Origin of the sequence: Paenibacillus sp. FSL M8-0228, assembly GCF_038007385.1 — a bacterium.
GTDB lineage: Bacteria > Bacillota > Bacilli > Paenibacillales > Paenibacillaceae > Paenibacillus > Paenibacillus polymyxa_D.
In genome coordinates, this window is sequence record NZ_JBBOXA010000001.1 from 3,614,945 (window position 1) to 3,639,674 (window position 24,730).

The 24,730-nt window shown below is 46.3% G+C and carries 24 protein-coding genes and 1 tRNA gene; 8 read left to right on the plus strand and 17 right to left on the minus strand.

What is annotated here, in order from left to right; all coding sequences use genetic code 11:
• Window positions 1–10: 10 nt before the first annotated feature.
• The 4 genes from MKY98_RS16095 to MKY98_RS16110 form a co-directional block, all read right to left on the minus strand.
• The gene (locus MKY98_RS16095) at window positions 11–709 is read right to left on the minus strand and encodes a 5'-methylthioadenosine/adenosylhomocysteine nucleosidase (RefSeq protein ID WP_069010577.1); all 699 of its coding nucleotides are present in this window, start codon (window positions 707–709) and stop codon (window positions 11–13) included.
• Window positions 710–823: 114 nt separating this feature from the next.
• Window positions 824–1,831 carry a catabolite control protein A gene (gene ccpA / locus MKY98_RS16100; RefSeq protein WP_029517652.1) on the minus strand — a complete coding sequence of 336 codons (1,008 nt, stop codon included), beginning with the start codon at window positions 1,829–1,831 and terminating at the stop codon, window positions 824–826.
• A 107-nt stretch (window positions 1,832–1,938) separates the two neighbouring features.
• Window positions 1,939–2,280: a bacillithiol system redox-active protein YtxJ gene (gene ytxJ, locus MKY98_RS16105; RefSeq protein ID WP_069010576.1), complete on the minus strand. Its 342-nt coding sequence runs from the start codon at window positions 2,278–2,280 to the stop codon at window positions 1,939–1,941.
• Window positions 2,281–2,381: 101 nt separating this feature from the next.
• Window positions 2,382–2,828 carry a hypothetical protein gene (locus MKY98_RS16110; protein ID WP_039270826.1) on the minus strand — a complete coding sequence of 149 codons (447 nt, stop codon included), beginning with the start codon at window positions 2,826–2,828 and terminating at the stop codon, window positions 2,382–2,384.
• Between the two features lie 338 nt (window positions 2,829–3,166).
• Here MKY98_RS16110 and MKY98_RS16115 point away from each other — a divergent pair, with 338 nt between their 5' ends.
• Window positions 3,167–3,697, plus strand: a complete 531-nt coding sequence (locus tag MKY98_RS16115) for a type 1 glutamine amidotransferase domain-containing protein (RefSeq protein WP_029517654.1) — start codon at window positions 3,167–3,169, stop codon at window positions 3,695–3,697.
• A gap of 193 nt (window positions 3,698–3,890) precedes the next feature.
• Here MKY98_RS16115 and ptsP read toward each other — a convergent pair whose 3' ends face one another.
• The 4 genes from ptsP to aroA all read right to left on the minus strand — a co-directional run bounded on the left by ptsP (window position 3,891) and on the right by aroA (window position 9,551).
• A complete protein-coding gene (gene ptsP, locus MKY98_RS16120) occupies window positions 3,891–5,636 on the minus strand; it encodes a phosphoenolpyruvate--protein phosphotransferase (RefSeq protein WP_069010575.1) in 1,746 nt (581 codons plus the stop codon).
• The gene (locus MKY98_RS16125) at window positions 5,633–7,516 is read right to left on the minus strand and encodes a glucose PTS transporter subunit IIA (RefSeq protein ID WP_023989337.1); all 1,884 of its coding nucleotides are present in this window, start codon (window positions 7,514–7,516) and stop codon (window positions 5,633–5,635) included. Before MKY98_RS16125 ends, ptsP begins: the two co-directional genes overlap by 4 nt.
• Window positions 7,517–7,790: 274 nt before the next feature.
• The gene (locus MKY98_RS16130; protein WP_069010574.1) at window positions 7,791–8,225 is read right to left on the minus strand and encodes a CoA-binding protein; all 435 of its coding nucleotides are present in this window, start codon (window positions 8,223–8,225) and stop codon (window positions 7,791–7,793) included.
• Window positions 8,226–8,258: 33 nt separating this feature from the next.
• On the minus strand, window positions 8,259–9,551 hold the full coding sequence (gene aroA, locus MKY98_RS16135; protein WP_069010573.1) for a 3-phosphoshikimate 1-carboxyvinyltransferase: 1,293 nt from the start codon (window positions 9,549–9,551) through the stop codon (window positions 8,259–8,261).
• 268 nt (window positions 9,552–9,819) lie between these two features.
• Between aroA and MKY98_RS16140 the strand changes: the two genes are divergently transcribed.
• On the plus strand, window positions 9,820–10,125 hold the full coding sequence (locus MKY98_RS16140) for a rhodanese-like domain-containing protein (RefSeq protein ID WP_010345522.1): 306 nt from the start codon (window positions 9,820–9,822) through the stop codon (window positions 10,123–10,125).
• 249 nt (window positions 10,126–10,374) lie between these two features.
• Here MKY98_RS16140 and gndA read toward each other — a convergent pair whose 3' ends face one another.
• Window positions 10,375–11,781 carry an NADP-dependent phosphogluconate dehydrogenase gene (gene gndA / locus MKY98_RS16145; RefSeq protein WP_013310934.1) on the minus strand — a complete coding sequence of 469 codons (1,407 nt, stop codon included), beginning with the start codon at window positions 11,779–11,781 and terminating at the stop codon, window positions 10,375–10,377.
• A gap of 173 nt (window positions 11,782–11,954) precedes the next feature.
• Entirely contained in the window at window positions 11,955–12,554 is a 600-nt protein-coding gene (locus tag MKY98_RS16150; protein ID WP_039270817.1) for a hypothetical protein, read from the minus strand.
• A gap of 279 nt (window positions 12,555–12,833) precedes the next feature.
• Here MKY98_RS16150 and MKY98_RS16155 point away from each other — a divergent pair, with 279 nt between their 5' ends.
• The gene (locus tag MKY98_RS16155; protein ID WP_069010572.1) at window positions 12,834–13,466 is read left to right on the plus strand and encodes a YktB family protein; all 633 of its coding nucleotides are present in this window, start codon (window positions 12,834–12,836) and stop codon (window positions 13,464–13,466) included.
• A gap of 25 nt (window positions 13,467–13,491) precedes the next feature.
• Here MKY98_RS16155 and MKY98_RS16160 read toward each other — a convergent pair whose 3' ends face one another.
• Window positions 13,492–14,775, minus strand: coding sequence for an MFS transporter (locus MKY98_RS16160; RefSeq protein ID WP_029517662.1), 1,284 nt, complete (start codon window positions 14,773–14,775; stop codon window positions 13,492–13,494).
• Between the two features lie 187 nt (window positions 14,776–14,962).
• Here MKY98_RS16160 and MKY98_RS16165 point away from each other — a divergent pair, with 187 nt between their 5' ends.
• Window positions 14,963–16,438: an aminotransferase class I/II-fold pyridoxal phosphate-dependent enzyme gene (locus MKY98_RS16165; protein ID WP_029517663.1), complete on the plus strand. Its 1,476-nt coding sequence runs from the start codon at window positions 14,963–14,965 to the stop codon at window positions 16,436–16,438.
• 108 nt (window positions 16,439–16,546) lie between these two features.
• Here the strand turns inward: MKY98_RS16165 and MKY98_RS16170 are convergent, their stop codons facing one another.
• Window positions 16,547–16,852 carry a DUF1292 domain-containing protein gene (locus tag MKY98_RS16170; RefSeq protein ID WP_007431055.1) on the minus strand — a complete coding sequence of 102 codons (306 nt, stop codon included), beginning with the start codon at window positions 16,850–16,852 and terminating at the stop codon, window positions 16,547–16,549.
• Between the two features lie 79 nt (window positions 16,853–16,931).
• Entirely contained in the window at window positions 16,932–17,489 is a 558-nt protein-coding gene (locus tag MKY98_RS16175) for a hypothetical protein (RefSeq protein ID WP_013310940.1), read from the minus strand.
• Between the two features lie 201 nt (window positions 17,490–17,690).
• On the opposite strand from MKY98_RS16175, the gene MKY98_RS16180 reads away from it, so the two are divergent.
• The gene (locus MKY98_RS16180; protein ID WP_069010571.1) at window positions 17,691–18,449 is read left to right on the plus strand and encodes an MBL fold metallo-hydrolase; all 759 of its coding nucleotides are present in this window, start codon (window positions 17,691–17,693) and stop codon (window positions 18,447–18,449) included.
• A 108-nt stretch (window positions 18,450–18,557) separates the two neighbouring features.
• Here MKY98_RS16180 and MKY98_RS16185 read toward each other — a convergent pair whose 3' ends face one another.
• Together MKY98_RS16185 and MKY98_RS16190 are read right to left on the minus strand one after the other, a co-directional pair.
• Complete coding sequence (locus MKY98_RS16185) at window positions 18,558–18,794, minus strand: DUF3892 domain-containing protein (protein WP_069010570.1); 237 nt, start codon at window positions 18,792–18,794, stop codon at window positions 18,558–18,560.
• 87 nt (window positions 18,795–18,881) lie between these two features.
• Window positions 18,882–19,325 carry a GNAT family N-acetyltransferase gene (locus tag MKY98_RS16190; protein ID WP_029517666.1) on the minus strand — a complete coding sequence of 148 codons (444 nt, stop codon included), beginning with the start codon at window positions 19,323–19,325 and terminating at the stop codon, window positions 18,882–18,884.
• A 142-nt stretch (window positions 19,326–19,467) separates the two neighbouring features.
• Between MKY98_RS16190 and MKY98_RS16195 the strand changes: the two genes are divergently transcribed.
• Window positions 19,468–19,539, plus strand: a tRNA-Val gene (locus MKY98_RS16195).
• Window positions 19,540–19,788: 249 nt separating this feature from the next.
• Here the strand turns inward: MKY98_RS16195 and nirD are convergent.
• Window positions 19,789–20,118, minus strand: a complete 330-nt coding sequence (nirD, locus tag MKY98_RS16200; protein WP_029517667.1) for a nitrite reductase small subunit NirD — start codon at window positions 20,116–20,118, stop codon at window positions 19,789–19,791.
• A gap of 12 nt (window positions 20,119–20,130) precedes the next feature.
• On the minus strand, window positions 20,131–22,563 hold the full coding sequence (nirB, locus tag MKY98_RS16205) for a nitrite reductase large subunit NirB (protein WP_069010569.1): 2,433 nt from the start codon (window positions 22,561–22,563) through the stop codon (window positions 20,131–20,133).
• A 446-nt stretch (window positions 22,564–23,009) separates the two neighbouring features.
• Here nirB and MKY98_RS16210 point away from each other — a divergent pair, with 446 nt between their 5' ends.
• On the plus strand, window positions 23,010–23,612 hold the full coding sequence (locus MKY98_RS16210) for an ANTAR domain-containing response regulator (RefSeq protein ID WP_069010568.1): 603 nt from the start codon (window positions 23,010–23,012) through the stop codon (window positions 23,610–23,612).
• Between the two features lie 19 nt (window positions 23,613–23,631).
• Window positions 23,632–24,705, plus strand: a complete 1,074-nt coding sequence (locus MKY98_RS16215) for an anthranilate phosphoribosyltransferase (RefSeq protein WP_069010567.1) — start codon at window positions 23,632–23,634, stop codon at window positions 24,703–24,705.
• Window positions 24,706–24,730 lie beyond the last annotated feature (25 nt).

Sequence of the window (24,730 nt, forward strand, 5' to 3'; positions counted from 1 at the left end):
AATTATACCATTAGCCCAAATGCTTGAGCATGAACTCCACAATACGATGCGAACGATGTGAAGCTTCTACCGTAAATTCAGCATAATTAACGTGGGCCGATCCATCAGCCTTATCTGACATAGATCGTAGTACAACATAAGGCACAGCGTTCATATGAGCTGTCTGAGCCACAGCTGCACCCTCCATTTCGGTACAAGCGCCTTCCATTTCCTGATGCAATGCAGTCACTAACTCACGATTTGCAACAAATTGATCGCCAGAAAGTACCTTGCCGACAATATACCGATCGCCAAACGATTTGCAGGCTTGCTCAGCTAGACTTACAAGCTCGGGATCAGCCACAAACTCTGAGGTGTCCTGATAAGGAATGACCCCTCTGGCATAACCCAAAGGCGTTACATCCATATCATGCTGCATACATGTTGATGAGATGACAATATCCCCAATGTTTAAATCAGGATGAACCGCCCCTGCCACTCCCGTGAATATAATCTGTTCTACACCAAAATGATCAATCAGGATTTGTGTTGTTACCGCAGCATTAACCTTGCCTACACCGGATTTACAGACGACGACTCTTTGCCCGTGAATGATTCCTGTAGTGTAAGTGATTCCAGCCTTGACCGTCTTACTCGCTTCCGTCATCGCTGCCAGCAGCAATTCAATCTCTTCATCCATAGCACCCATTAATCCATAAAGTCGGCTCATTACGCATCCCTCTATTCTTAGTTTGATGATGATGTCCAGAAGAAGCTTTATATCCACGAAAAAAGCTCCATCAAAGGAGCTTTCATCGAAGGTATATCCTATTCAGCACTGCGTCTAGTCTAAATAATTAACTGACAACCGCAAAATAGTTTCATGCGGCAAAATAACGCGAGGGTTCTCCACGTTTTCCTTTTTCATCAGCTTGGTCAGCAAACGCATCGCTACCGCACCCAAATCGTACATCGGTTGCGCGACGGTTGTCAGCTGAGGACGAACCATAGAGGCCATACGAATATTATCAACACTGATTACCGAAAAATCATCAGGAACTTTCAATCCCTCATCCTGAATACTATGGATCGCACCAATTGCCATTTCATCCGTTGCAGCAAAAATCGCACTTGGCTTCTTCTTCAGGCCGAGAAAATATTTCATGGCTTCAACACCAGATTCATAACGGTAGTTCCCGATTCGCACCAGATCCTCCTGATAATCAATTCCGGCTGCTTCCAATGCTCTCTTGTAACCTTGGAAACGTGCATAGCCGTTTGCAGGGTCTTGAAGCGTACCACTGATCATTGCGATTTGACGGTGTCCATGGCGGATCAACGTGTTTACTGCATCAAAAGCAGCCGCTTCATGGTCAATATCGACCGAAGGATAGCTTCCTTTTTCATCACTCGTTGCACATAGAACGATAGGGACCGCAGCTGTATGGAACGCCTGAATATGCTCGTCCGTTACTGTACCACCCATGAACAGAAGACCATCCACTTGCTTTTCAAGCAATGTGTTGATGACACGAATCTCTTTTTCTTTTCGCTTGTCGGCATTACACAAAATAATATTATAGTGATACATATTCGCTATATCCTCAATACCGCGTGCAATTTCTGCAAAAATTGAGTTCGATATATCCGGTATAACCACGCCGACGGTCGTTGTCTTCTTGCTGGCCAGACCTCTAGCGACCGCATTTGGGCGATATCCCAATTGTTCAATCGCTTCGTACACTTTCTTGCGGGTCTGAGGTTTCACATTAGGATTATTGTTAACTACGCGGGACACTGTGGCCATTGAGACACCAGCTTCGCGAGCTACATCATAGATCGTTACCGTCACATTCCTTCTCTCCATTGCCAATAAATTTTCAACCGAATCCTAGATCAACTAATTAGAACCATGATACGACAAAATACTACTTTATGCAACGACAGCACACATTCTATCTATGTGAGATGATCGTGGAGTGCACGGGCTGTAATATTCGAATGGGATGTATGCCAAACAGCTTCTCCGCCCTTGATTAAAATGGCCTGCGGAGATTCATGCTTTACCTGAAGCCTGTCCGCGGTTTCATTGGACACCGGCCGATCTTCTACTACATAAATGATACCGTATTCAATATTTTCGTTGGGAGCGTCATGCAAATAGGACTCCACTTCCTGATATGCGCCTGCACTTATCGGACAACGTGTGCTATGTTTAAAGAGAAGCAACGGCTTGTCTGATGACGCTTCCAGAGCCGTATCTAATTGTTGAACAGTAGTCATTTTTGTCATCGTCGCCATTGGATATACATTCCTTTCTGTGTCTTGTCGTATGGCCTATTCCCATCGTAACAAAAAGAACATGTAAAATCCAATGGTGACCATGAAAATTTTCATATTTTTTAGTTTTTAGTATTTGTAAATACCGATTCACTGGTAAAACCGGATAATTGGACCAATTTTTTCTCTACATCATTCATCCAATCTTCGTCTCCCAGACTTCTCGCATAGCGATAAAGATCCAGTAAGAGATTAATTCGAAGCTCCATCCGCTCCTCCAAAGCAGATTGCCAATCTACATTGGGATTGTCCGCTTCCTCCAGTACAAGCTTGCGAATGATTTCTGCCAGTTCATTGTTGCGAGCAAAAGAAATTCTCCGCGCCGTAGGTTTGCTCCCTAGACTTTGTAATAGTGCCTTAATGTCCTTCGTCACATGCTGCAAAACCTCACTGGAAAAGCATGACGAGCATGAGAATACAGGGACGTGCAAAATTTCAACCTTGTCCGCATAGATTACCTTTCGCAGTTCCAGTCCCATCGGTTTGCCACATTGACATTGCTTTTGCATTTAACCACCTCATTACGTAGGATCAAACTATACGAGGATCTCATCAGAATCCAAATATATCTATCTACTAGTCTAATAAATATTTGTTAACTCCATTAAATCTATCATACCTTGTTTTATTTCGACTTTGGGACTTCAAATCCTTCCACACGTTGCAGCTATGAACAAATTACCAAAGCTTTGGCGGGTCAGAAAATGACGACAATTGCCGTCAAAGAGCAGACTACTAACATAAGAATCTGCGAAGGAATGGACTTCGGGCGTTCTTTTTCTTAAGATGTAAAAGTACAGATTACAAAACAGAGGTGTCATCATGTGACGCACGAAAGGATGGTTGGATGTCAAGACTTGCCGGAAAAAAGGTTATCGCCCTAGTGGATGAGGAATTCGAGGATCTGGAGCTGTGGTATCCGATTTACCGTGTTCGTGAAGAAGGCGCAGAAGTGCATTTAGCCGGTGCGGAAAAGGGTAAAAAATATATTGGAAAATATGGCGTACCTGCCGAAGCGGAATATGCCTTTGAGGAACTGAATAGCAGTGATTATGACGGGATTCTTGTCCCTGGTGGTTGGGCACCTGATAAACTGCGCCGCTATCCCAAGGTCATTCAACTCGTACAGGAGTTTCATGCTGCTCATAAGCCAATTGGACAAATCTGCCATGCAGGCTGGGTACTGATCTCTGCTAAAATTTTGGATGGTGTTACGGTAACCTCCACACCAGGTATTCGTGATGATATGGAAAATGCAGGAGCTACCTGGAAGGATGAAGCTGTTGTGACGGACGGACATATTGTTTCTGCTCGTCGGCCGCCTGATCTTCCACCTTACGGAAAAGCGTTCTGCGATTTGTTAGCAGATAACACCTAAACCGTAATCACAACAGACTGTCAACAAGATGAAAAAAGAACCTTCAAAACCATGAATGAGGTGGTTTTGAAGGTTCTTTTTCGTCCAAATCATGCTACGCCATTAAGGTTTGTCACGACAAGTCTAACAGTATGGAGTTTTTGGCTCCCCCCAAAAGTGTATGCTAATTGCGAAGCTTTGCGGACATTACATATTACTGCCGTCCAGGCCCGGCCGGAGTGCAGCTGACATTAGCTGCAGTCAGCTTGTCTTCAATCGCTGCACCAGTGGACATGCCAAAGCAAACCTGAGCGACCGTCGTTGCCTCAGATGCAGTCGTATTCAGCACACGATGCTTGACCCGCAATAAAGATTGGGGAGACATGCTGAGTTGATGTATCCCCAGTTCCAGCCAAAGCGGAACGGACCGTTCATCTCCAGCCATCTCACCACATACACTCACATCAATTCCTGCTTGATGTGCCGCTTGTGCAGTCATGCGCAGCATTCGAAGTACAGCTGGATGGTATGGATGGTACATATGTGCAATCTGCTCATTCATACGGTCTACAGCCAGCACATATTGAACCAGATCATTCGTTCCGATACTAAAAAAATTGGTTTCAGCTGCCAATAAATCAGCGATCATCGCTGCAGCCGGTACCTCAATCATAATTCCTCGCTGAATGTTCGGATTATAGGCAAGCCCTCTTGCATCCAAATCCGCCATAGCCTCCTTCAAAAGAGCATCTGTCTGGCGGACCTCCTCTACAGATGAGATCATCGGATACATTACCTTGATATTTCCCATTGCACTGGCTCGCAAAATTGCAGTCAACTGGGTTTTAAACAATTCTTTCCAATCCAGACTGATCCGTATAGCACGGTAACCCAGAAAAGGATTTTCTTCCTCTGGTAGTTGAAGATAGTCCAACGGCTTATCTCCACCGATATCCAAGGTACGGATGACCACAGAGTGGTTTCCTGCCTTTTCTGCTATCAGCCGATATACTTCATACTGTTCCTCTTCATCTGGAGCAGATTTGCGATCCATGTATAAAAATTCCGTGCGGAACAGTCCTACACCTTGAGCGCCATGCTTCAAAGCTGCCTCCAGCTCTTTAATCGAACTAATATTGGCCGCCAGCCTCAGGGTGGTTCCATCCTTAGTCACGGCATCTACAGAAGCAAGTACCTGAAGCTGCTCTTTTCTACGTCGCTGCTCGTCGCGCAAAATTTTATAATGATCAGTTACCGTTTTTTCCGGATTCACATAAACTTTGCCCAGGTCTCCGTCCACAACCATTATGTCTCCCGTTTGAACGGGCAAATTCAGATTGCTCTCCAGTCCTGAAACGAGTGGAATCCCAAGTGCACGGGCCATGATCGCAGAATGCGAAGTTTTACCACCATTCATAGTTACAATCCCTAAAACATAGCTAGGATTCAAGTGTGCCGACTGGGAGGGTGAGAGCTCCTTGGCTACCAGAATATAGGGCTGTGTGTCCTTGGGAAGAGTCACCTCCGGTGCACCCAGCAAATGCTTGAGCAGCCGGTTCCCCACATCTTTGATATCGATTGCCCGCTCCTTCATATATTCATCGTCCAGTAAATCAAACATTGTCACAAAATGATCAATGGCTTCCTTCACGGCCACCTCGGCCGCCTTGTACTGACGCTCAATAATTCCACGAATTTCATTCATGAATTCCGGATCTTCCAATATCGCAAGATGAGCATCAAAGATGCTGGATTCTTCTGGCCCCACCATCTCTCGAAACTCATCCTTAATAAACTGGATTTCACTTTTGGATGTGCGTATCCCTTCATACAAACGTTCAAATTCCTTTGCAAGATCTACCGCATCCATTTTTTGATCAGGTAAATCCCACTCCCAGCTCGGCAGGACAAATGCCTTCCCGATTGCCACACCTGCTGCGGCGCCGATGCCTTCTATCATGTTTCTACCCCTCCAACATTCCTGTCATGCAGCACAACGGACATTACCGAGGCCTGACCTTTTTTCACTGTTTTAAACGGAGCAAAGCTCCACGACTTGACGCGATCCGGATTCGTGATGACCATAGGAGTCACCAGCGATGGAGCTTGCTCTCGTAGCGCCTGCAAATCAAATTTGATCAGCAATTGCCCCGGTTCCACCGTATCGCCTGCTTCTACCATAGCAGTAAAATTCCCTTTTAGCTGTGAAGTATCAATCCCGATGTGAAGTAGAACTTCAAGTCCTTCTCGTGTGGAGATGCCTAAAGCGTGCATGGTCGGATACAAATGCATCACAGTACCATACACCGGAGAAACAAGTTCACCGCGTTCAGGAACAAAAGCAACACCGTCCCCAACCAGCTTCGTCGCAAAAATTTTGTCAGGCACTTCATGAATCGGTAGCATTTTTCCATGTACAGGAGCGTTGAACAAAATTTGAGGGAGATCACGCTCCATCAGCTTCGCGATTTCCTCACGAATCAGTTCTGAATACGTTCCGAATACAACCTGCAAATTACCCCCACCCAGATTGATAAGCCCAGCCGATCCCAAAGCCTTCATCGCTCCGGTATCAATCAGCCTGTCATTGTGGACGGTCAGCCGCAAACGTGTGATGCAGGCCTCTACTTGCACAATATTTTCCTTCCCGCCAAGTGCTTCCAAAATAAGCGGAGCACTATAAGGAATATTGCCGGCCCAATCCTCCAGAACCGAACCTTCCTCGCGTCCAGGAGTTGGAATACGGAACCGCCGGATAGCCCATCGAAACAGTACATAATACACAAGCCCGTACGCGACTCCCACTGGAATTAACAACCAGGCGTTATGTGAGAGATGAAAATTAAGGACATAATCTATAAAACCCGCCGAATAGGAAAATCCGTGATGAATATCCAGCTCAAAGGTAAGCCACATGGCCAGCCCAGACATAACTGCATGAACGAGGAACAAATAAGGAGCAGCAAACAAAAAGGCAAACTCAATCTGTTCCGACACTCCAGTAAAAAAGCAAACAAGCGCAGCTGTCAAAAATGTTTTTTGCACCTTTGGCTTCAAATCTTCACGCGCTTCCTGAATGATCGCCAGCGCAATGGCAGGGATCGCAAACATCATAATGGGGAACAGCCCGGACATGAAATAGCCCGCTGTCGGATCGCCAGCAAAAAACCGGGGTAAATCTCCCTGCACAACGTTACCAGACGGTGTTTTATATGTACCCAGTTGAAACCAAAAAATATTATTAAGCAGATGGTGAAGACCAAAGGCAGCCAGTAGCCGGTATAGAATACCGTAGATAAACAGTCCAAAGCCGCCCAAGCTCGATTCCAAACCTACTATAAATTGCAGCCCTCTCTGTATGAGTGGGGCAATAATTAGCATGAGTCCTGCAAACACAGCCGAGAAGAGGCCAATAAGCAGCAGAACAAATCGGGTACCCCCAAAAAACTGAAGCACCTCGGGCAATTTGATGCTTTTGAAACGATTATAGGCCACCCCTGAAATGACCCCCAAAATGATACCAATGAGCGTCGCTGGTTGAATGAGTCCGTTTCCAAATCTCAATGTAACCTGATCGTATATAGCCATACCAGCCAATGCTGCCAGTCCCGCCTGACCTGCCTGATTCGACATACCCAGGGCAACACCAACCGCAAACAAATATGGCAAAAAATAAAAAATCCCGTGTCCTGCCGCATTTGCCATATCAGACACCATGGGGAATCCCCATGTCGACCAAGGAAGGCTGCCGAGACTTAGCAATATTGCAGCGGCTGGTAGCACCATCGTCGGGAGCATGACAGCACGACCGAGCTGTTGTAAGGATCCGAGCCAATTCATGGCATTCCTCTCCTTTCTATCCCTGATGGTAAGCCGAATAAATACTTTTGTCAAAGCAATGATTCCATCCTGCAAAAATATTTATCTACGCTACTACAGGTCCAAAGCTTTATCATCACAAGATAACACTATGGCATACATACATTATATGGATTCCCGAGAGGATAATATACTGTACCATATTCCTCATTTCGCACCAAAAACCTTCAACCCTGTGAAGCAAGGGAAGAAGGTTTTTATTCATCTGCGTATAGCACAGATTACTGATCCATGTTTATCCTTTACGCACAGCCTGGGTCACTGAGTCCTCCACCTTAATGCAACGATCCATAATAACCGTCATTCCATGCTCCTGCGCAATGTCAGCGGCTTCCTGACTTATAATTCCCTGTTGAAGCCACAAAACCTTAGCTCCAATAGCAGCTGCTTCACGCGCAACCTCTGCACAGTATTCACTGCGGCGGAATACATTGACCAGCTCCACAGGCTCAGGTACTTCAGCAAGACTGGCATAGCAAGTCTCCCCAAGAATCGTTTGCCCTGCCGCCGCAGGATTAACCGGAATAATCCGATATCCCCGTTTCTGCATGGCATAAGAAACCATGTATGAGGTACGGTCCGATTTATCAGACAAACCAACAACCGCAATATTGCCTACTTGTTCCAAAATGCTTTTAATCTCTTCTCTCGACGGATTTTCAAAAGCCATCCTGTTCCCTCCTATTCGTATCTTCGTTTGCTTTTACTTTACCCATTCTACAGAAGCACCAAGCGCCGTTAGATGGTCAAAATACTGCGGATACGATTTGGCAACATGATGTGCATCCTTGATCACTAACGGCTTCTGTGCGCGTAAACCGACAATCGTCAAGGCCATAATAACACGGTGATCAAAATGCGCGTTAATTTCCACGCCACCTTCGACACCCTCCGGTCTGCCATGTACGATAATTTCCGCTTGACGTTCTTCTACCCGAGCTCCAGCCTTGGTCAGCTCATTCAAATAATCGGTAATGCGGTCACACTCCTTATACCGTAAATTCTCCACGTTATAAAAACGGGACGTGCCTTCAGCAAATACAGCCGCAGCCACCATTGCGAGCACAGCGTCTGTTGCAGCATCACCGTCAAATTCGACAGCTTTCAATCGGCCATCGCCCTTCACGACAACGGTATCGTTCTCATGTGTCAGTGGCACTTCCATCATACGCAACACATCTACGATAGCGCGTTCTCCCTGTTTGCTCTGCTCTTTAAGACGATGAATGGTAACATCAGAATTCGTTACTGCAGCAGCCGCTAGCACCGCTGCACTCCCTGGATAGTCTCCCTGTACCGTATATGTACGTGGCTGATAGGATTGCCGTCCCGGGACACGGAAAGACATGTAATCATCGCTTGCATGAATGATAATACCAGCCTCTTGCAATACCTCCAGGGTCTGCCCAATGACCACCTTGGATTTCAAATCATGCAGCACTTCGATTTCACTGTCTTCCTCCAGTAAAGGCGTAAGGAATAGCAAGGCACTCAAATATTGTGAGCTAACCGAGCCGGACACCTGAATTTTACCGCCCTTCGCCTGACCACCCTGAATACGAATTGGCAACTTACCTTCACGATGATCTACTTTCACACCCAGTTGCCCCAGTGCATCGATTAGATCATCATGTGGTCTCTTACCCAATGAGTCGGGATATGTATTAACAAATGTAACATCCGGACATAGAGATGCAATACCCATCAAAAAACGGAGCACCGCTCCTGCGTTTCCCACATTCAATTCCTTCACAGCTTGAGGATGGCTACCAAAACCTGTAATAACTATTTTTTCATCATCCTCTTCCAGTACTGCACCCAGATCGGCGATACAACGACGCATAGCATCACTGTCTTCACTATGGGCAGGATAATAAATGGTACTTTGTCCCTCAGCAAGTGCCGCAGTGAGCAGATAACGAGTAGTGTAGTTTTTGGAGGACAGGGCCCCAATCTCTCCTTGTAAGGAAGGGGTAGGTCTAACGATAACATCCATAATGTACATGCTCCTTTTCGGTTCAACCATCAAATTATACGTTAATTATACAAGTTGTAGCATTCATTTCTCCACCCAAAAAATAAGAAATATTAATCTAGGCCACCCGAGTGAATCCCGTCGGTTATTTAATCTATACCTGCCTTCAGGATTAAGCTGATTGACAGCCTAGAGATAGCTTAGCTATCATACATAGAGTGTGTGTGACATTTTGCACACGTCAAAAACATACGCAGCACCCATTATATATCAGAAAAGAGGTCCGGCCATGACGCAAATCGCCCTGATTGAACCTTCTGAGTTGCGCGCACGTCTGCAAGCAGGAGAGCAATTGCAACTAATTGACGTCCGCGAAGCGGAAGAAGTAGCGGAAGGCATGATTGAAGGTGCCAAGCACATTCCGCTCGGACAGCTTCCGGGTCGTCTTGAAGAAATTGAACGCACCGGTGAAATTATCTTTATTTGCCGGAGTGGTTATCGCAGTGAACGAGCCTGCGAATATCTACAGCAGCTAGGTTATGAAGGCTGCACTAACATGACTGGCGGCATGCTGCAATGGTCACAGGAGCAATAGAAAACCTACTTCACAAAAGAGACGGGAACCTTCCCGTCTTTTTTTGTTTTGACTCAAAGCTTAGACGCGGTAATGCATTAAAATCTTTTGTCCCTATCATACCATAGCGCCAAAAGATTACACAATCCTCTACTGCCATCATAATCGTATCCATAATTATAAATTAAAAAACGGAAGCTTCTTCTACCCATAGGGCAAAAAAGCTTCCGTTGTATTACATAATGCTATTCATACATATCCGTTCGTTCATTAGAACCATTGATGATGGAATACGCCTTCTTTGTCCACACGTTTGAACGTATGGGCACCAAAGTAGTCACGTTGTGCTTGCAACAGATTTGCTGGCAAACGCTCAGTGCGGTAGCTGTCATAGTATGCAAGCGCGCTGGAGAAACCAGGCACTGGAATACCTTGGGATACAGCCACGGAAATCACTTGACGCCATGCATCTTGATACGTTTCAACTACATTTTTGAAGTAAGAATCCAGCAACAGGTTTTTCAAGGCAGGATCGCGGTCATATGCATCCTTGATATTTTGCAGGAATTGCGAGCGGATAATGCAACCGCCGCGGAAGATCATAGCGATTTTTCCGTATTTCAAATCCCAATCATATTCATCGGAAGCTGCTCGCATTTGAGCAAAACCTTGAGCATAGGACACAATTTTACTTGCAAACAGTGCTTTACGTACGCTTTCGATAAATTCTTTCTTGTCGCCGCTGAAGGACTCAGCATTAGGACCGCTCAGCACTTTGCTTGCCGCAATGCGCTCGTCTTTCATAGCAGACAAGAAGCGGGAAAAAACAGATTCAGTAATCATGGACAATGGCACACCCAGATCCAAAGCGCTTTGGCTTGTCCATTTACCTGTACCTTTTTGACCTGCAGCATCCAAGATAACATCTACCATTGGCTTGCCTGTTTCAGCATCGTACTGGGAGAAGATGTCAGCTGTAATTTCGATCAGGTAGCTGTCCAGTTCCCCTTTATTCCATTCCGTGAAGATTTCATGCAGCTCTTCTGCATTCACGTTTAGGACTGATTTTAACAGGTGATACGCTTCACCGATCAATTGCATGTCACCGTATTCGATACCGTTATGCACCATTTTTACATAGTGACCAGCACCGTCGGGACCGATATATGTACAGCATGGGTCGCCTTCCACTTTAGCAGAGATTGCCGTTAGAATCGGCTCTACCAGTTTATAGGCACTTTCTTGTCCACCCGGCATGATCGCAGGACCATTCAAGGCACCTTCTTCACCACCGGACACGCCTGTACCAATAAAGCGAAGTCCTTTTTCCTCCAGCTCCTTGCTGCGGCGCTGTGTATCAGGGAAGTAGGCATTGCCTCCGTCTATAATAATGTCGCCCTTGTCCAGATGAGGCACAAGCTGTTCAATCGTGGCATCTGTAGCTTTACCAGCTTGAACCATGATCAGGATTTTACGGGGCGATTCCAATGAGTTCACAAATTCTTCAATGGAGAAAGTACCCGTCAGTTTTTTACCTTCTGCTTCTTTGATAAGATCGTGCGTTTTTTCTGGAGAACGATTAAAAACCGAGACAGTGAAGCCTCTGCTCTCAATATTAAGGGCTAAATTCTTACCCATTACCGCCAGGCCGATCACACCAATTTGCTGTTTTGCCATCTGGTTCCTCATCCTTTGCAACATATTTTGTCTTCTATATCGCCGCTTTACCGCATTACACTTTATGTGAATCGGAATACGTGCACTTCTATTTTAACGTTTTTGGTGTAAGAAGTGAACCCCTGTCTATTCACAGATGAAAACACCCCATTTACATGAGGTGTTCAGATGTACTACGCTTCCATCATCAGCAGTTGGTGGGATAGCGTTTGCAGGCGCTCATGGCAATTCCCGATTTCAGCCTTATCTCCATCTGTCATCGCTGTGAACAGCTTCTCCAATGCATCGTCCACTTCCATTTTAAGCAGCAGCAGTCGGGTTTCTCCTTCATTGGAAGCGTACATATCCTCCATTTCCTGTGCTGACAGCACCGGTCCCTTCTGATAAATAACACGCTGCTTAAAGCCTGTAACCTCGACCAGACGAATGACCTCACCAAACAAAATATTTTCTACTAAAATATGATGGTCCTTGACTCTTTTGACAATGGCATGGCCCCGGGTGCTTCCAATCAGCTTCTCCAGCCACTCAGCCAGCTTGGCATCGCGAATTACATAATCTCCAGCCAGCTTGTAGTGTCCTGTGCGCAATTGTTGAAAACGGAGCTTCACCAGCTTGCGCCCGGTTCTCACCGACAAAACCAGATACGACTCATCCTCGCTCCAGTACAGCGAATACCCTTCCGATATCAAATCCTTGATCAGATTATGGATATGCCGACGGCTAAACCGGAGCTCTAGATTGCAATATTCTACCTCACAGCCCTTGTTCACGGCATTCCCTCCTTTTTCAAGTCCGATTCAAGAAGTCCGGCTACAGCAAGCCTGCGGCTTTCCCGCTTGATCTTCCCTTGCTCTATTTTATACTTCATTTTATGTAAGGGTACTTGGTTATTTGACCTATTTTTATGAGTAACAGCGCACAATCCTACTTTTGCCTTATATGCTTGTACCGAGCCTGGCCTAAAGTCGGTCAAGCCCGCTGACATTATGCTATAATCGGACATATTACGCCACACGAAATGGCTTAACCCATTTACAGGAGGAAAAGGAATGACATTTAGTGGATTTACTGCAAAGGACTTCGATGTTTTTGAAATACCGGGGTTGGAGCCTCGTATGGAAGTACTGATTCAGCAGGTTCGGCCCAAGCTGGAAGCGATTGGCGAGGAATTAGCTCCATTTCTAACAGATTTATGTGGGGAGCCTATGCATGTTCACGTTGCCAAGCATGCACGACGCAAAGTCAATCCCCCGATAGATACATGGGTAGCCTGGGCGGCAAATAAACGCGGGTATAAGGCGTTGCCCCATTTCGAGGTAGGTATGTTTGCTTCCCATATTTTCGCCATATTCGCAGTCATTTATGAAAGTCCCAATAAAATAACGTTTGCCCAGGCGCTTGAAGCCAACCTGAGCGATGTGCGCTCTAACATACCGGGCCATTTTTACTGGTCCATGGATCATATGGCTCCAGAAGGTACAGAACAGCAGCACATGGACACTGAAGAGTTTCAAACGATCATCCAAAAGCTGCAACAGGTAAAAAAAGCCGAGGTCATGTGTGGGCTCCGTATTGATCGTAATGACCCTCTCGCCAGTGACGGAGCAGCATTGCTGCAGACGGTGCGTTCCACCTTTGAGCATTTGCTGCCGCTGTACCGAATGTCTTTCTCGAAAGAGTAGCCCTCGCTGCTTTTCAAGGCGCTGTTCAGGCCTCCACAGTCTTCCTGCGTGGATTCCGCGCCAGAGCCAAGTGGCAGCCAAACATGAGCAGCATCACGACCCCACTGATGATAAATGGAGCTGTGTGTCCAGCACGGTCCCATAGCACTCCTGAAACGAGCGGGCCTATAACCATGCCGGAGCCTTGAAGTGTTAAAAAAAAGCCCCATACCGTTGCTCGCTCGTTTTCCGGAATCAGTCGGGCAAGAAACGTGTTCCATGCAGGCAAAATGAGCGCATATCCCAAACCAATAAGCGCTACGGATACAAACACCAGCGGAATAGATCGAACGATTGAGAAGAAAAACAGCGTAATTCCGGCTAACAAAAAGCCAACATGTAGAAAATACTCCGTTCCAAGTCGGTCGACCAATTTGCCGCAAGGGATCAGTGCCAGCACAGTCACCCCACCGCCTGCAATCAGGAGCACGCTGTACAGGTTCGGTGAAATCCCAAGGTCCGTCCGAGCGTATAGCGTAAGTACTGGGCTGATCAAACCGATAACAAAAGACTGCAAAAACAGCGCCGGGTAAATTAACGGATTGACGTTAAGCTTTGTTTTGAGTACGCCGATCGTCTCTTGGATTCCCCTTAGAATCCCCCGCTTCTGCTTTATGTACCCATCAGACGACACTAGAGCGCTCTGTTCGAGGTCAACTTTGTCAGCAGACCTTTTCGGTCCTGGCAGCATGAGAGCAACCAACAACAACACAATACTGCATCCTATCAACATCATGAACACCATGCCGTAAGAATGTCCATAGTGGGATATGGCGAAGTTCATAATGAGCGGGCCCAATCCTGTTCCGCCCATAGACGCAATTTCCAGTGTACCCATCGCCGCGCCATTGCTGTTATTAGGCCCGGACATTTCAGTCGTTCCGGTCATAACACAAGGCCAGAGCGGAGAAGTACCTAGACCGAGTAGCAGACACGCGACGACGAGCCACACGGGCTCTGTCAGTACGCTCAGCATAATAATCGCTACAAGCGTAAACAACAGCGCGGTCGACATGGTTCCACGGTAGCCGAGTCGTTCAGCCATCCAGCCCGCCGGTGCCCGAAACGCGTTGTCTCCAAAATACTGAAGTGAAAAGGCCAAACCAATAACCCCAGCCGACAAACCAAGCGTTTCTCCCATATATACCGGCAGGATGGATACCAGAAGAGATCCTTTCATAAATTCGACCAGAAATACCAAAACCCATAATTTAGTGAAAAAAGGAGTCCACAACCGCTGCGGAGCTTTTTTTCGTCCTATTTGTCTCATCTAATCCACATCCTCCACCTTCATTTTTTGGCTATAAAGACCGGGTTCTCCGCCTACTCCACTCTTTCGCAAATAAATGCGCCCTCAATCGCTTGCATTCCTACTTTAAACTGCTATACTCAATTTTGTTCTATTATCACTTGCACAGGATTGTCGAAATCCTGCACGAAAGGTTGTGACAACACTAATGAATCAAAGCAACACCCCGCTTTTTACTGCTTTGAAAAAGCATGCTCAGAGCAACCCGGTTCAATTTCACATCCCAGGTCATAAAAAGGGAGTGGGAGCAGATTCGGAATTTCGCGAATTTATGGGGGATAATGCCTTTTCCATAGATATGATCAACATCGCTCCATTGGACGATCTGCATCAGCCTTCAGGCGTCATCGAAGAAGCTCAAAAGCTTGCAGCAGAGGCCTTCGGAGCTGATTATACGTATTACAGTGTACAGGGGACAAGCGGAGCCATCATCACCATGATTATGTCGATTTGCATGCCTGGTGATAAAATTATTGTACCCCGAAACATACACAAATCTATAATGTCTGCCATTATCTTCGCTGGTGCGAAGCCGGTATTCATTTCTCCAGTCAGTGATGAGAATCTCGGTATTCACCACGGGGTTACAACCAAGTCCGTACGCCGGGCATTGGAACGCCACCCTGACGCCAAGGGCGTCCTTGTTATCAACCCGACATATTACGGTGTGTGCGCCGATTTGAAGGAAATTGTAGATCTCGCTCACAGCTATAATGTGCCGGTCCTGGTCGATGAGGCTCATGGAGTACTGATTCATTTTCACTCTGATCTACCGATGTCCGCCATGGAGGCGGGAGCAGACATGTCAGCTACAAGCGTTCACAAGCTGGGTGGTTCCTTGACTCAAAGCTCAATCCTGAATGTAAATACGAAAAACGGATTCGTTAATCCGCAGCGTGTACAAACGATTTTCAGTATGCTGACAACAACGTCGACTTCGTATATTCTTTTGGCTTCGTTAGACACATCCCGACGTAATCTGGCCCTTAACGGTCATGAAATAGCACAACGCGCCCTTGATTTGGCTGAATATTGCCGCTCAGAGGTTAACAAGATTGAAGGGCTATATTGCTTTGGTAGTGAAATTCTCGGCACGGAAGCTACCTACGATTATGATCCAACCAAAATTACGGTTCATATCCGCCATTTGGGCCTTACCGGATACGATGTGGAAAATTGGCTGAGAGATCACTATAATATCGAGGTTGAACTTAGCGATATGTACAATATTCTCTGTTTGGTGACCCCTGGGGATACCAAAGAGGAAATTGAAATTTTGTTGAAAGCTCTGCGTGAGCTGGCTTCTCTGCACTATTCCACAGGTCAGGAGCATGAGCTGGTTGTAAAGATACCAGATATCCCTCAGCTCTCCCTCATTCCAAGAGACGCTTTTTATGGAGATACGGAAATCGTGCCCTTCAAGGAATCTGCTGGTCGCATTATTGCAGAATTCATTTATGTGTATCCACCGGGTATTCCGATCTTACTGCCAGGAGAAGTTATTTCGCAGGACAATATTGATTATATTGTTGATCATGTAGAAGTAGGCCTGCCTGTTAAAGGACCCGAGGACCGAACAGTACATCAGGTGAAGGTTATCGTCGAGACTGACGCTATTTCATAATATTGATCGGACAACACATGCTTACAAAATATATTGATAGTCAAGAAAAAAAGCCTCCATTTGGGGGCTTTTTTTCTTAAAGAACTATAACAGCTACTACATCCAATTCTATTCGTATTGGGCAACAAGCTCGCTATATGCAGCTTCTACACGTTTCCACTCATCTTCGTCCTCAATATTGTAAAGCACCATTTCTTCGTTTTCTTCTTCCATACGAAGAATAATGCCATCCGCTTCGGGATTGCCTCGCTCAAGCAGAAGAGCATAAACGTGATCTTCTACATCAAAGGTCTCTACCAGCACCATTTCTACATCTTTACCATTTTCATCAGTTAGCGTAAGAACCATTTCTTCATGTTCGTGGTCATGATCGTGGTTGCAGGCTTCACCGTGTTCATGTTTGTGATCACTCATGGAAATACCTACCTTCAAATTGTTTTATTTTCCCCCGTATCGTAACATGATCAAGGGTGCAGGTCAATTTGTGGTATGCCTAATTTATCGCTGTAATGACTTTTTCGGACACCAAGGTATAGCTGCCGTCTTTGCTCTCTTTAATGTAGAAACCAACCCGGTAATTCCCTGCTGTTTTGAAATCATACGTAAAGTCGTTCGTACGGAACCAGAAGTTATCCTTTTGCGCTCCTTTGATATCTTGGGACTGAATATCCTTCACGTTGCCCGAAGGGTCGGTGATCGCTACCTTCACTCCGGAGATATCTGTTTTCAAGGTATCAATTTGACTAAATACATTAAATTTCACTTTATTGCCTTTATTCACGTTACCAAACACAGTATCTCCCTTGAACAGGAACATATGCACGTTAGGCTGGTCGAAAACAACTTTTCCACCGGATGGATCAAAATTTACAAGTCCGTTAAAATCACGGATGGGCACATAGGTCTTCCCATCAATGACAACTGCACCATCTTTTGACACCTCTCCATTAATAATCAACTGCACTTGGTCCTTGGCGGATTCCGCCGAAATGGCGGTTCCTCCCATTATTGAAAAGGCCATCATTAGGGCCATCACTCTTCTCCATTTCATCACTACTAATCCCTCCATCGTCATCTGTTAAAAACCTTCTGTCGTACATTTATACCTAGCTCAGCCGCACAAGTTGCGCTGTGTTTCACAAATTGTCCAAAGTTTTTACATAAGAAGCCAAATCTTTAGTTCCAGCAGCATAGGTGGTAAAATACGACTGTAGAATGTTCTAGTACACAAAGTCTGGAGGATAAATCCATAATGAGCCTAACGATACAAATGCTTGGCACAGGCAGTGCCTTTGCCAAGCATTATTACAACAACAACGCGCTGCTGGACAGCGGAGAAGGCAAACTGCTAATCGATTGTGGTACAACCGCTTCGTTAGCATTACACCAAATGCGCGTCCCTTTGCCTGATATTGACGCCATCTTAATCACACATATTCACGCAGATCATGTCGGAGGTTTGGAGGAATTCGGTTTTCAAATGAACATTCTCCATCGTCGCAAGCCTCTACTTTATATCGCCGAACCCCTAATCCACCCTTTATGGGAGCATACACTCAAGGGCGGGATGTCACAGCAGGGTATGATTGACAAGCTTGAAGATGTATTCGAGGTAAACGTAATAACGCCTGGCGTGCCCACTACATTAGTATCCGGTATCCAGGTGGAGCTGATCCCTACACGGCATATTCCTGGTAAAAACAGTTATTCCTTATTCATAAATGACCGCCTTTTTTATAGTGCAGATATGGTTTTTGACCCTGATTTGCTTCATCATCTGGTGCATGAACGAGGATGTCGGAGTATTCTGCATGAGGTTCAATTACAAGGTGCCGGAGAAGTCCATACGACGTTGGACGAGCTGCTAAGCTTGGCGCCATCTCTTCAAGAGTTGATTCGTCTGATGCACTATAGTGATGATATGGAACAATTCAGGGATAAAGCTGGCGTCATGTCCTTTCTGGAACAGCAACGATTATATCAACTTGCAGAGTTGGAACGTGCAGAGTAGCATGCTAAATACAGCTTAACAATTAACAAAAAGCCGCCTGGCTATCCTTTGTAGGAAAGCCAGGCGGCTTGCTGTTTTTAAATATAATGCTAGTGTTGCGAGTTAAGGTCAGAACAATGGCAGTTGATCCAGGTTATTAGAAGGATCTCCGTCGGCATCTCCCCGAATTCGTTTGCTGCCATCCTTGGCCTTGAAAACGTTAACGCCTGCAATTGAGCCTGTCTCAATCTCATTCAAAGCCTGGCTATAATCTAAAATCCGACCGGTAGATGTCTGAAAAGACATAAGGTCGCCATCCCCGTTTTTACGTACTGCTGTAATTTGCTCCCGTTCTGTATTAGCCATGCTGTATCGCTCCTTATCCATAGTATAGTGGAGGAACTTTTACTAGCATGCGCATTGTACAGATTTGTATGCACCTTGCGCTGCCGACTACAACTTTTTGCGCATACGAACATGCGGTATTCCCGCATCGTCAAAAGGTTCATCGGAGATCGTCTCGTAGCCAAGCTTTTCGTAAAACTTCTCGGCTTGACATTGGGCATCTAGCAACGAGTATCTTAACCCCAATTCACGTGCACGTTCCTCCAGTGCTAGCAGTAATACACGTCCATAGCCTGCGGCACGATGCTCCTTGAGAACGGCAATACGTTGCATTTTAGCTGTATCTTCCTCATAGTATGTCAACCGACCAGTGGCCACCATTTCACCATGTTCACAAATTAGCAAATGATGGGCCGTATCTCCCAGCTTGTCATAATGGTCAATTTCTAAATCGAGAGGAACCTTTTGCTCATCGACAAACACTTTGGTACGGATCGATATTGCCTCCTGTAGCTGCTCCTCTGTTGTTACACTTATAATTTCTGCGGCCATCACCTGTTCCCCCTATCATTAACTCCAAATTTGTAAACTCACTAAATTCGAATTATATATATAAATGGTCATGAAGTACAGGCTGACTTCTATTTTTTCACTTTACATATATGGTTAATACATGATATTATCTAATAACCGAAGGACGGTAGCTCAGCGGGAGAGCATTATCTTGACAGGGTAAGGGTCATGGGTTCGATCCCCATCCGTCCTATTCGTCAAAAGCCTTGATATTCAAGGCTTTTTTGTTTGTCTAGAGATAAATCCAGTTATCCTGTTTTTTAATCAAAATGATACTTATAAGATAAAAAAGCCGCCCGGAAAGATAGGGTCGACTTTTCTGTATACTCAGATCGTTGTAATTTAACAATGTCATTTTTTCTTCAGCAAAGCTTTTCACCTTAATCCTTCTATTTATATAGAAGAAAAAAAACAGGACCTCAGCACAATACGCATAGAACTCTTAGATTACGATATAAACCGCCCCGCTCTCACCGTCAATCTCCGTCGGGTAAGCAGTCACACATCCAGTATCTGGCTCTTGCACCCGGCCAGTGGAAAGGTCAACTTTCCAGTCATGGAGCGGACAATGGATTGCTGAGCCACATATCATTCCTTCGGATAACCGTCCCCCTTTGTGCGGACAACGATTCTCAAGTGCATGCACGCTGCCATCGCTCAGACGGAATACAGCTATTTCTGTATCATGAATGCGAACTGTCCTTGCTCCACGTCGGTCAATTTCGTTCAAATTAGCTATTCTGATTCTGTTGGTTGTCGTATTGGTCTCCATTTTGTCAGCCCCCTATTCCATTACTGGCTTAAGTTCCGGCAGCTGCACAAAATTTTTGCGCAGCTCTTTGTTGTGAATAATTTCGTGCCACGGATCAGTCGTCGTGCTTAATGTCTCTTCAATTCTGGTCACCAGTTGCTTCCTCGTCTCTGCATCCGAAAGTGCCTGTTTGATGGATTCCACTCCGACCCGTTCCAACCAATGGGCTGTGCGTTCGTTCCAATTGGCCTGCTCACGATAATACTGCAGATAGGCACCGGTCCATTCCATCACTTCATCCTCGGTTCTAACGGTACAAAGTAGTTCAGCTGCCCGAACCTTGATACCCCCGTTACCTCCAACGTAGATCCCCCAGCCACCGTCAATAGCAACGACGCCCAAATCCTTGATCGTCGCTTCAGCGCAGTTACGCGGGCAACCGGACACAGCCAGTTTGACTTTGGATGGAGCATTCAGACGTTCAAATGCCTTTTCCAACCGGATGCCCATCCCCATAGCATCCTGCGTGCCAAAGCGGCAAAAGGTATTACCTACACACGTCTTAACCGTTCGCAGCGTCTTTCCATAGGCATATCCAGACGGCATATCCAACTCGGCCCAGATCCCTGGCAAATCCTCTTTTTTCACACCAAGCAGGTCAAGACGTTGACCACCCGTAAATTTAACCAGAGGCACATTGTATTTCTCCGCGACAGCAGCAATTTTCTTCAGGTCGGCAGGTGAAGTAACTCCTCCATATATGCGGGGCACGACAGAATAGGTGCCATCTTTTTGTATATTGGCATGGTACCGTTCATTCGTAAATCTGGATTCCTTCTCATCTTCATAATCTAGTGGCCATAGCATACCTAGATAATAATTGAGGGCCGGCCGACATTTAGTGCAACCTTCCGGTTCGTTCCATCCCAGCACATTCATCACTTCTTTGACACTCTTCAATCCCATCTCCCGAATGCCATCAATGATCGCTTCCCGGTCAAGCGTCGTACAACTACAAATACCCTCTTTCATCGTTTCTCCGGCTTCTGCGCCTGCGTATAGCTGTAAGAGTCCCTCCACTAATGGCTTGCAGCCGCCACATGATGCCGATGCTTTTGTGCATGCCTTAATCTCCCCGACACTCCGGCAGCCAGCCGCAACCGCCTCTCCAATGTCACCCTTGGATACACCATTACATCCGCATACAATTTCGTCATCAGGCATCTGCTCCAGCATCATGGAGCCACTAGCTTCTGGTTGACCGGGATTGAAGCCAAGTAATAACTCTTTCTCTCGGCCAACCACCGACTCGCCACTTTTGATCAACGAAAACAGCATGGCTCCGTCAGACGTATCCCCAAACAGAACGGCTCCGATCAGTTTTTCTTCCTTGATTACGATTTTTTTGTAGACGCCACCAATATCATCCTGATACCGCAGGGAACGTGTTCCCGGTTCATCCTTGTAATCCCCTGCTGAAAACACGTCGACACCCGATACCTTCAACCTTGTCGAGGTAACTGAACCACTGTAGCCGGGAGTCTCCATTCCCGCGAGTCGCTGAGCCAGTACACCACCTTGCTCATATAATGGAGCAACCAGCCCGTAAGTGATTCCCCGGTGTTCTGCACATTCTCCAACGGCGTAGATGCCGGGGATATTCGTTTCCATGTGATCATTTACGATGATCCCGCGGTTTACAGGGATTCCCGCCGACACCGCCAGTTCAATGTCTGGTTTGATGCCTACCGCCATAACGATCAGATCCGCTTCCAACTCGCTGCCATCGGCAAATTTCAACCCTTCCACGCGGCGACGTCCTGTTATAGCCGCCGTCCGCTTATTGACCAGAAATGTCATTCCCTGCTCTTCCAGCTCGCGCCGTAGCATAAGGGAAGCAGCCTCATCCAGCTGCCGATCCATAATATATCCGTTAATATGGATAACTGTGACGTCCATCCCCAAGTTAAGCAGCCCCCTGGCTGCCTCTAGTCCAAGCAATCCGCCACCGATGACGGCTGCTTTTTTGTGCGTCTTCGCCGTCTCCATCATCGTTTCACAGTCACGAATATCCCGGAAACCGATAACACCATCCTTGTCGGCCCCTGGAAGCGGCAGAATAAACGCTTTAGACCCCGTTGCCAACAACAACAAATCATAAGAGATGCATACGCCGGAGCGTGATGTCACCTGCTGCTTTTCCGTGTCGATAGCTGTGACAGGATCATCGGTATACAATCGAATATTGTTGTCTTCATACCAACTCCAGTCGTTGATGACAATATCCTGCAAACCAGCCCCTCCCGCCAGAACGGAAGACAGCATGATCCGGTTATAGTTTGGATGGGGCTCGGCCCCGAATACCGTAATCTCATAGCTACCTGGTGCAAGCTTCAGCAAATGTTCGAGAGTGCGTATCCCCGCCATTCCGTTGCCGATCAACACTAACTTTTGGATATTGTTCATCAGGTCACTCCCCTTCCATTGGTATCCTCAAAACATAAAAAGCCCGCTTCACATATGGGGATTCAAAATATCCCCCCACATGAGAAAACAGGCTCCATTGCCGTTTCATCGAATACGCCGTTGTATCCATCAGAGTATGGAATTAAAAAGTATTGTAGCTAATATATAATGGTTCAAATGATATGTCAACATTCCTAACGCATAAACTTATAAAAAATTATATTTTATCACCATGTAACATGTCTATGACGTATAAAATATCACTCCCCTACAAAATTAGGATTGATTTTCAGACCAAAACACGCCAAAATGGTTTAAAAGTCCGTTTCAACTTGATGATGGTGGAAAAATAAAGCAAACGGATAAAATCACATGTCATATTTGTTATCAATGAATACCATCCCCATCGCTAACTACCCTTCATATTACAGAGAGGAGGAGCCCGCTTGCGTTCCTTGTTGGTAATTCACTTACATTCTGATCATGTATCTGAGCAGACACACGCCGTTTCCTCATGGCAGGCAGGACCTGAACACCTTTTAGAATCCAACGGATACCTAACTCTGCCCTGCCGCAATGAATCTGAAATCAAACAGCTAATCCTTAATGCAGATGCGGCGGTACTAAACATCCCTGTAGGCATGATTAGCATGTGGGGTGGCAGGCTGGAGCAAGCCAAAGCGGTTCCGTTGCTCTGGTGGTGCAGCGCAGAATCAGCGCTATCATCGACAGAGGCTTGTGAAGCTGATGTCACTGTTGATGGCATTCTAACCCCTTCTATGGCAGCCCATGAGCTGAATTGGGCTCTTCATTTTAGTGCCAAACGCTTTTTTGAACGCCAGCACTGGCAAAGTGAACGCAAGCAACTGACCGCTCGGTTGGAAGAACGCAAATGGATTGATATGGCGAAAGGAATACTTGGAGAAGTAAACGGTATCCCGGAAGCGGAAGCATATGATGTGCTGCGGAGAAAAGCAATGAACGAACGCAAACGTATCGTTGATGTGGCCATTTCCATCGTCAAAGCACAGCAAATGCTAAAAGCATAAATCTGAAAGGGGCCTGAACATGAATATCATAGAAATATTAAAAGAAGTGGGTCGTGGCAAAAGGGGCGCCCGGGATCTGAATTACGCCGAAGCCGAAGCTGCTGCCGAACTTATTATGACCCAGTCAGCAACCCCTGCTCAAATCGGAGCTTTCTTTGCCGCGGAGCGCATTAAAATGGAGAGTGTTGGCGAGCTGGAAGCATTCGTAAACGTCTGCCGTAAATATACCCATCGCTACCCGATGCATAAAGGTATTGATTTCGCCGGTCCGTATGATGGCAGGAAGTCTTCATTTATTGCCACCTTCGCAACGGCCTTTCTACTCGCCTCATGCGGAATTCCTGTAACGATGCATGGTAGTGCACCCCTCCCTCCCAAATGGGGTGTTACGCTCCCGCTTTTATTGCAGGAAATGGGGGTAACGCCCCGGAACATGACGCGTGAAATCGCCGTTCATGCCGCGAAGCTGACTGGTGTACTGTTCGTAGCCTCCGAACAGTGGTGTGTGCCCCTGCGAGATATGCGGCCCATTCGCGAAGAACTGGGGCTTCGCACAGTGCTGAATACTGCCGAGAAACTGGTTGATTACGGTTCTTCCCCATATATTGTATTCGGCGTTTTCCACAATACTGTGTTCGAAAAGACGGCGAAACTCATACAAAATCTGAATTACCACAGAGCTCTGATCGTCCAAGGGAGCGAAGGATCGGAGGATCTGTTCATCGATCGGCCGACCCGGACTTACCTGCTTGCTAACGGCGAGGTATCATTACAGGTTATTGATCCGGAAATGTACGGACTGGATTCGGTGGTACCAGAGCATAACTGGACCCCCGCTGAACAACTGCGCATTACGGAGGAAGTGCTACAAGGCACAGCTTCTATAGCCTTTTCGAATCAAGTGTTACTCAACAGTGCGGTCCGGCTGTTCGTTGCAGGGCGAGTTGACTCCATAGAGGAAGGTTTGTATACCTGCAAACCGCTGCTAGAAAATGGGCACGCCTGGGGTTTGTATTGTCACTGGCGGGAAGCCATGCTCAGAACAGAAATAAAAACGGAAGCAGACAGATCTGAAACCCGATTGCATTTATAATTACTGGCGTCACGCAGTCTGTGAT

Bases quoted from the DNA above. Each gene is read 5' to 3' on its own strand.
- nirB (WP_069010569.1), bottom strand. From the start codon at position 22,563: ATGAACAATATCCAAAAGTTAGTGTTGATCGGCAACGGAATGGCGGGG.
- MKY98_RS16140 (WP_010345522.1), top strand. From the start codon at position 9,820: ATGACGCAAATCGCCCTGATTGAACCTTCTGAGTTGCGCGCACGTCTG.
- MKY98_RS16175 (WP_013310940.1), bottom strand. From the start codon at position 17,489: ATGAAATGGAGAAGAGTGATGGCCCTAATGATGGCCTTTTCAATAATG.
- aroA (WP_069010573.1), bottom strand. From the start codon at position 9,551: ATGGATGTTATCGTTAGACCTACCCCTTCCTTACAAGGAGAGATTGGG.
- nirD (WP_029517667.1), bottom strand. From the start codon at position 20,118: ATGGAGACCAATACGACAACCAACAGAATCAGAATAGCTAATTTGAAC.
- MKY98_RS16190 (WP_029517666.1), bottom strand. From the start codon at position 19,325: ATGGCCGCAGAAATTATAAGTGTAACAACAGAGGAGCAGCTACAGGAG.
- MKY98_RS16155 (WP_069010572.1), top strand. From the start codon at position 12,834: ATGACATTTAGTGGATTTACTGCAAAGGACTTCGATGTTTTTGAAATA.
- MKY98_RS16170 (WP_007431055.1), bottom strand. From the start codon at position 16,852: ATGAGTGATCACAAACATGAACACGGTGAAGCCTGCAACCACGATCAT.
- gndA (WP_013310934.1), bottom strand. From the start codon at position 11,781: ATGGCAAAACAGCAAATTGGTGTGATCGGCCTGGCGGTAATGGGTAAG.
- MKY98_RS16130 (WP_069010574.1), bottom strand. From the start codon at position 8,225: ATGGCTTTTGAAAATCCGTCGAGAGAAGAGATTAAAAGCATTTTGGAA.
- MKY98_RS16215 (WP_069010567.1), top strand. From the start codon at position 23,632: ATGAATATCATAGAAATATTAAAAGAAGTGGGTCGTGGCAAAAGGGGC.
- ytxJ (WP_069010576.1), bottom strand. From the start codon at position 2,280: ATGGCGACGATGACAAAAATGACTACTGTTCAACAATTAGATACGGCT.
- MKY98_RS16165 (WP_029517663.1), top strand. From the start codon at position 14,963: ATGAATCAAAGCAACACCCCGCTTTTTACTGCTTTGAAAAAGCATGCT.
- MKY98_RS16185 (WP_069010570.1), bottom strand. From the start codon at position 18,794: ATGGCTAATACAGAACGGGAGCAAATTACAGCAGTACGTAAAAACGGG.
- MKY98_RS16115 (WP_029517654.1), top strand. From the start codon at position 3,167: ATGTCAAGACTTGCCGGAAAAAAGGTTATCGCCCTAGTGGATGAGGAA.
- ptsP (WP_069010575.1), bottom strand. From the start codon at position 5,636: ATGATAGAAGGCATCGGCGCCGCAGCAGGTGTGGCAATCGGGAAGGCA.
- MKY98_RS16160 (WP_029517662.1), bottom strand. From the start codon at position 14,775: ATGAGACAAATAGGACGAAAAAAAGCTCCGCAGCGGTTGTGGACTCCT.
- MKY98_RS16095 (WP_069010577.1), bottom strand. From the start codon at position 709: ATGAGCCGACTTTATGGATTAATGGGTGCTATGGATGAAGAGATTGAA.
- MKY98_RS16125 (WP_023989337.1), bottom strand. From the start codon at position 7,516: ATGAATTGGCTCGGATCCTTACAACAGCTCGGTCGTGCTGTCATGCTC.
- MKY98_RS16110 (WP_039270826.1), bottom strand. From the start codon at position 2,828: ATGCAAAAGCAATGTCAATGTGGCAAACCGATGGGACTGGAACTGCGA.
- MKY98_RS16180 (WP_069010571.1), top strand. From the start codon at position 17,691: ATGAGCCTAACGATACAAATGCTTGGCACAGGCAGTGCCTTTGCCAAG.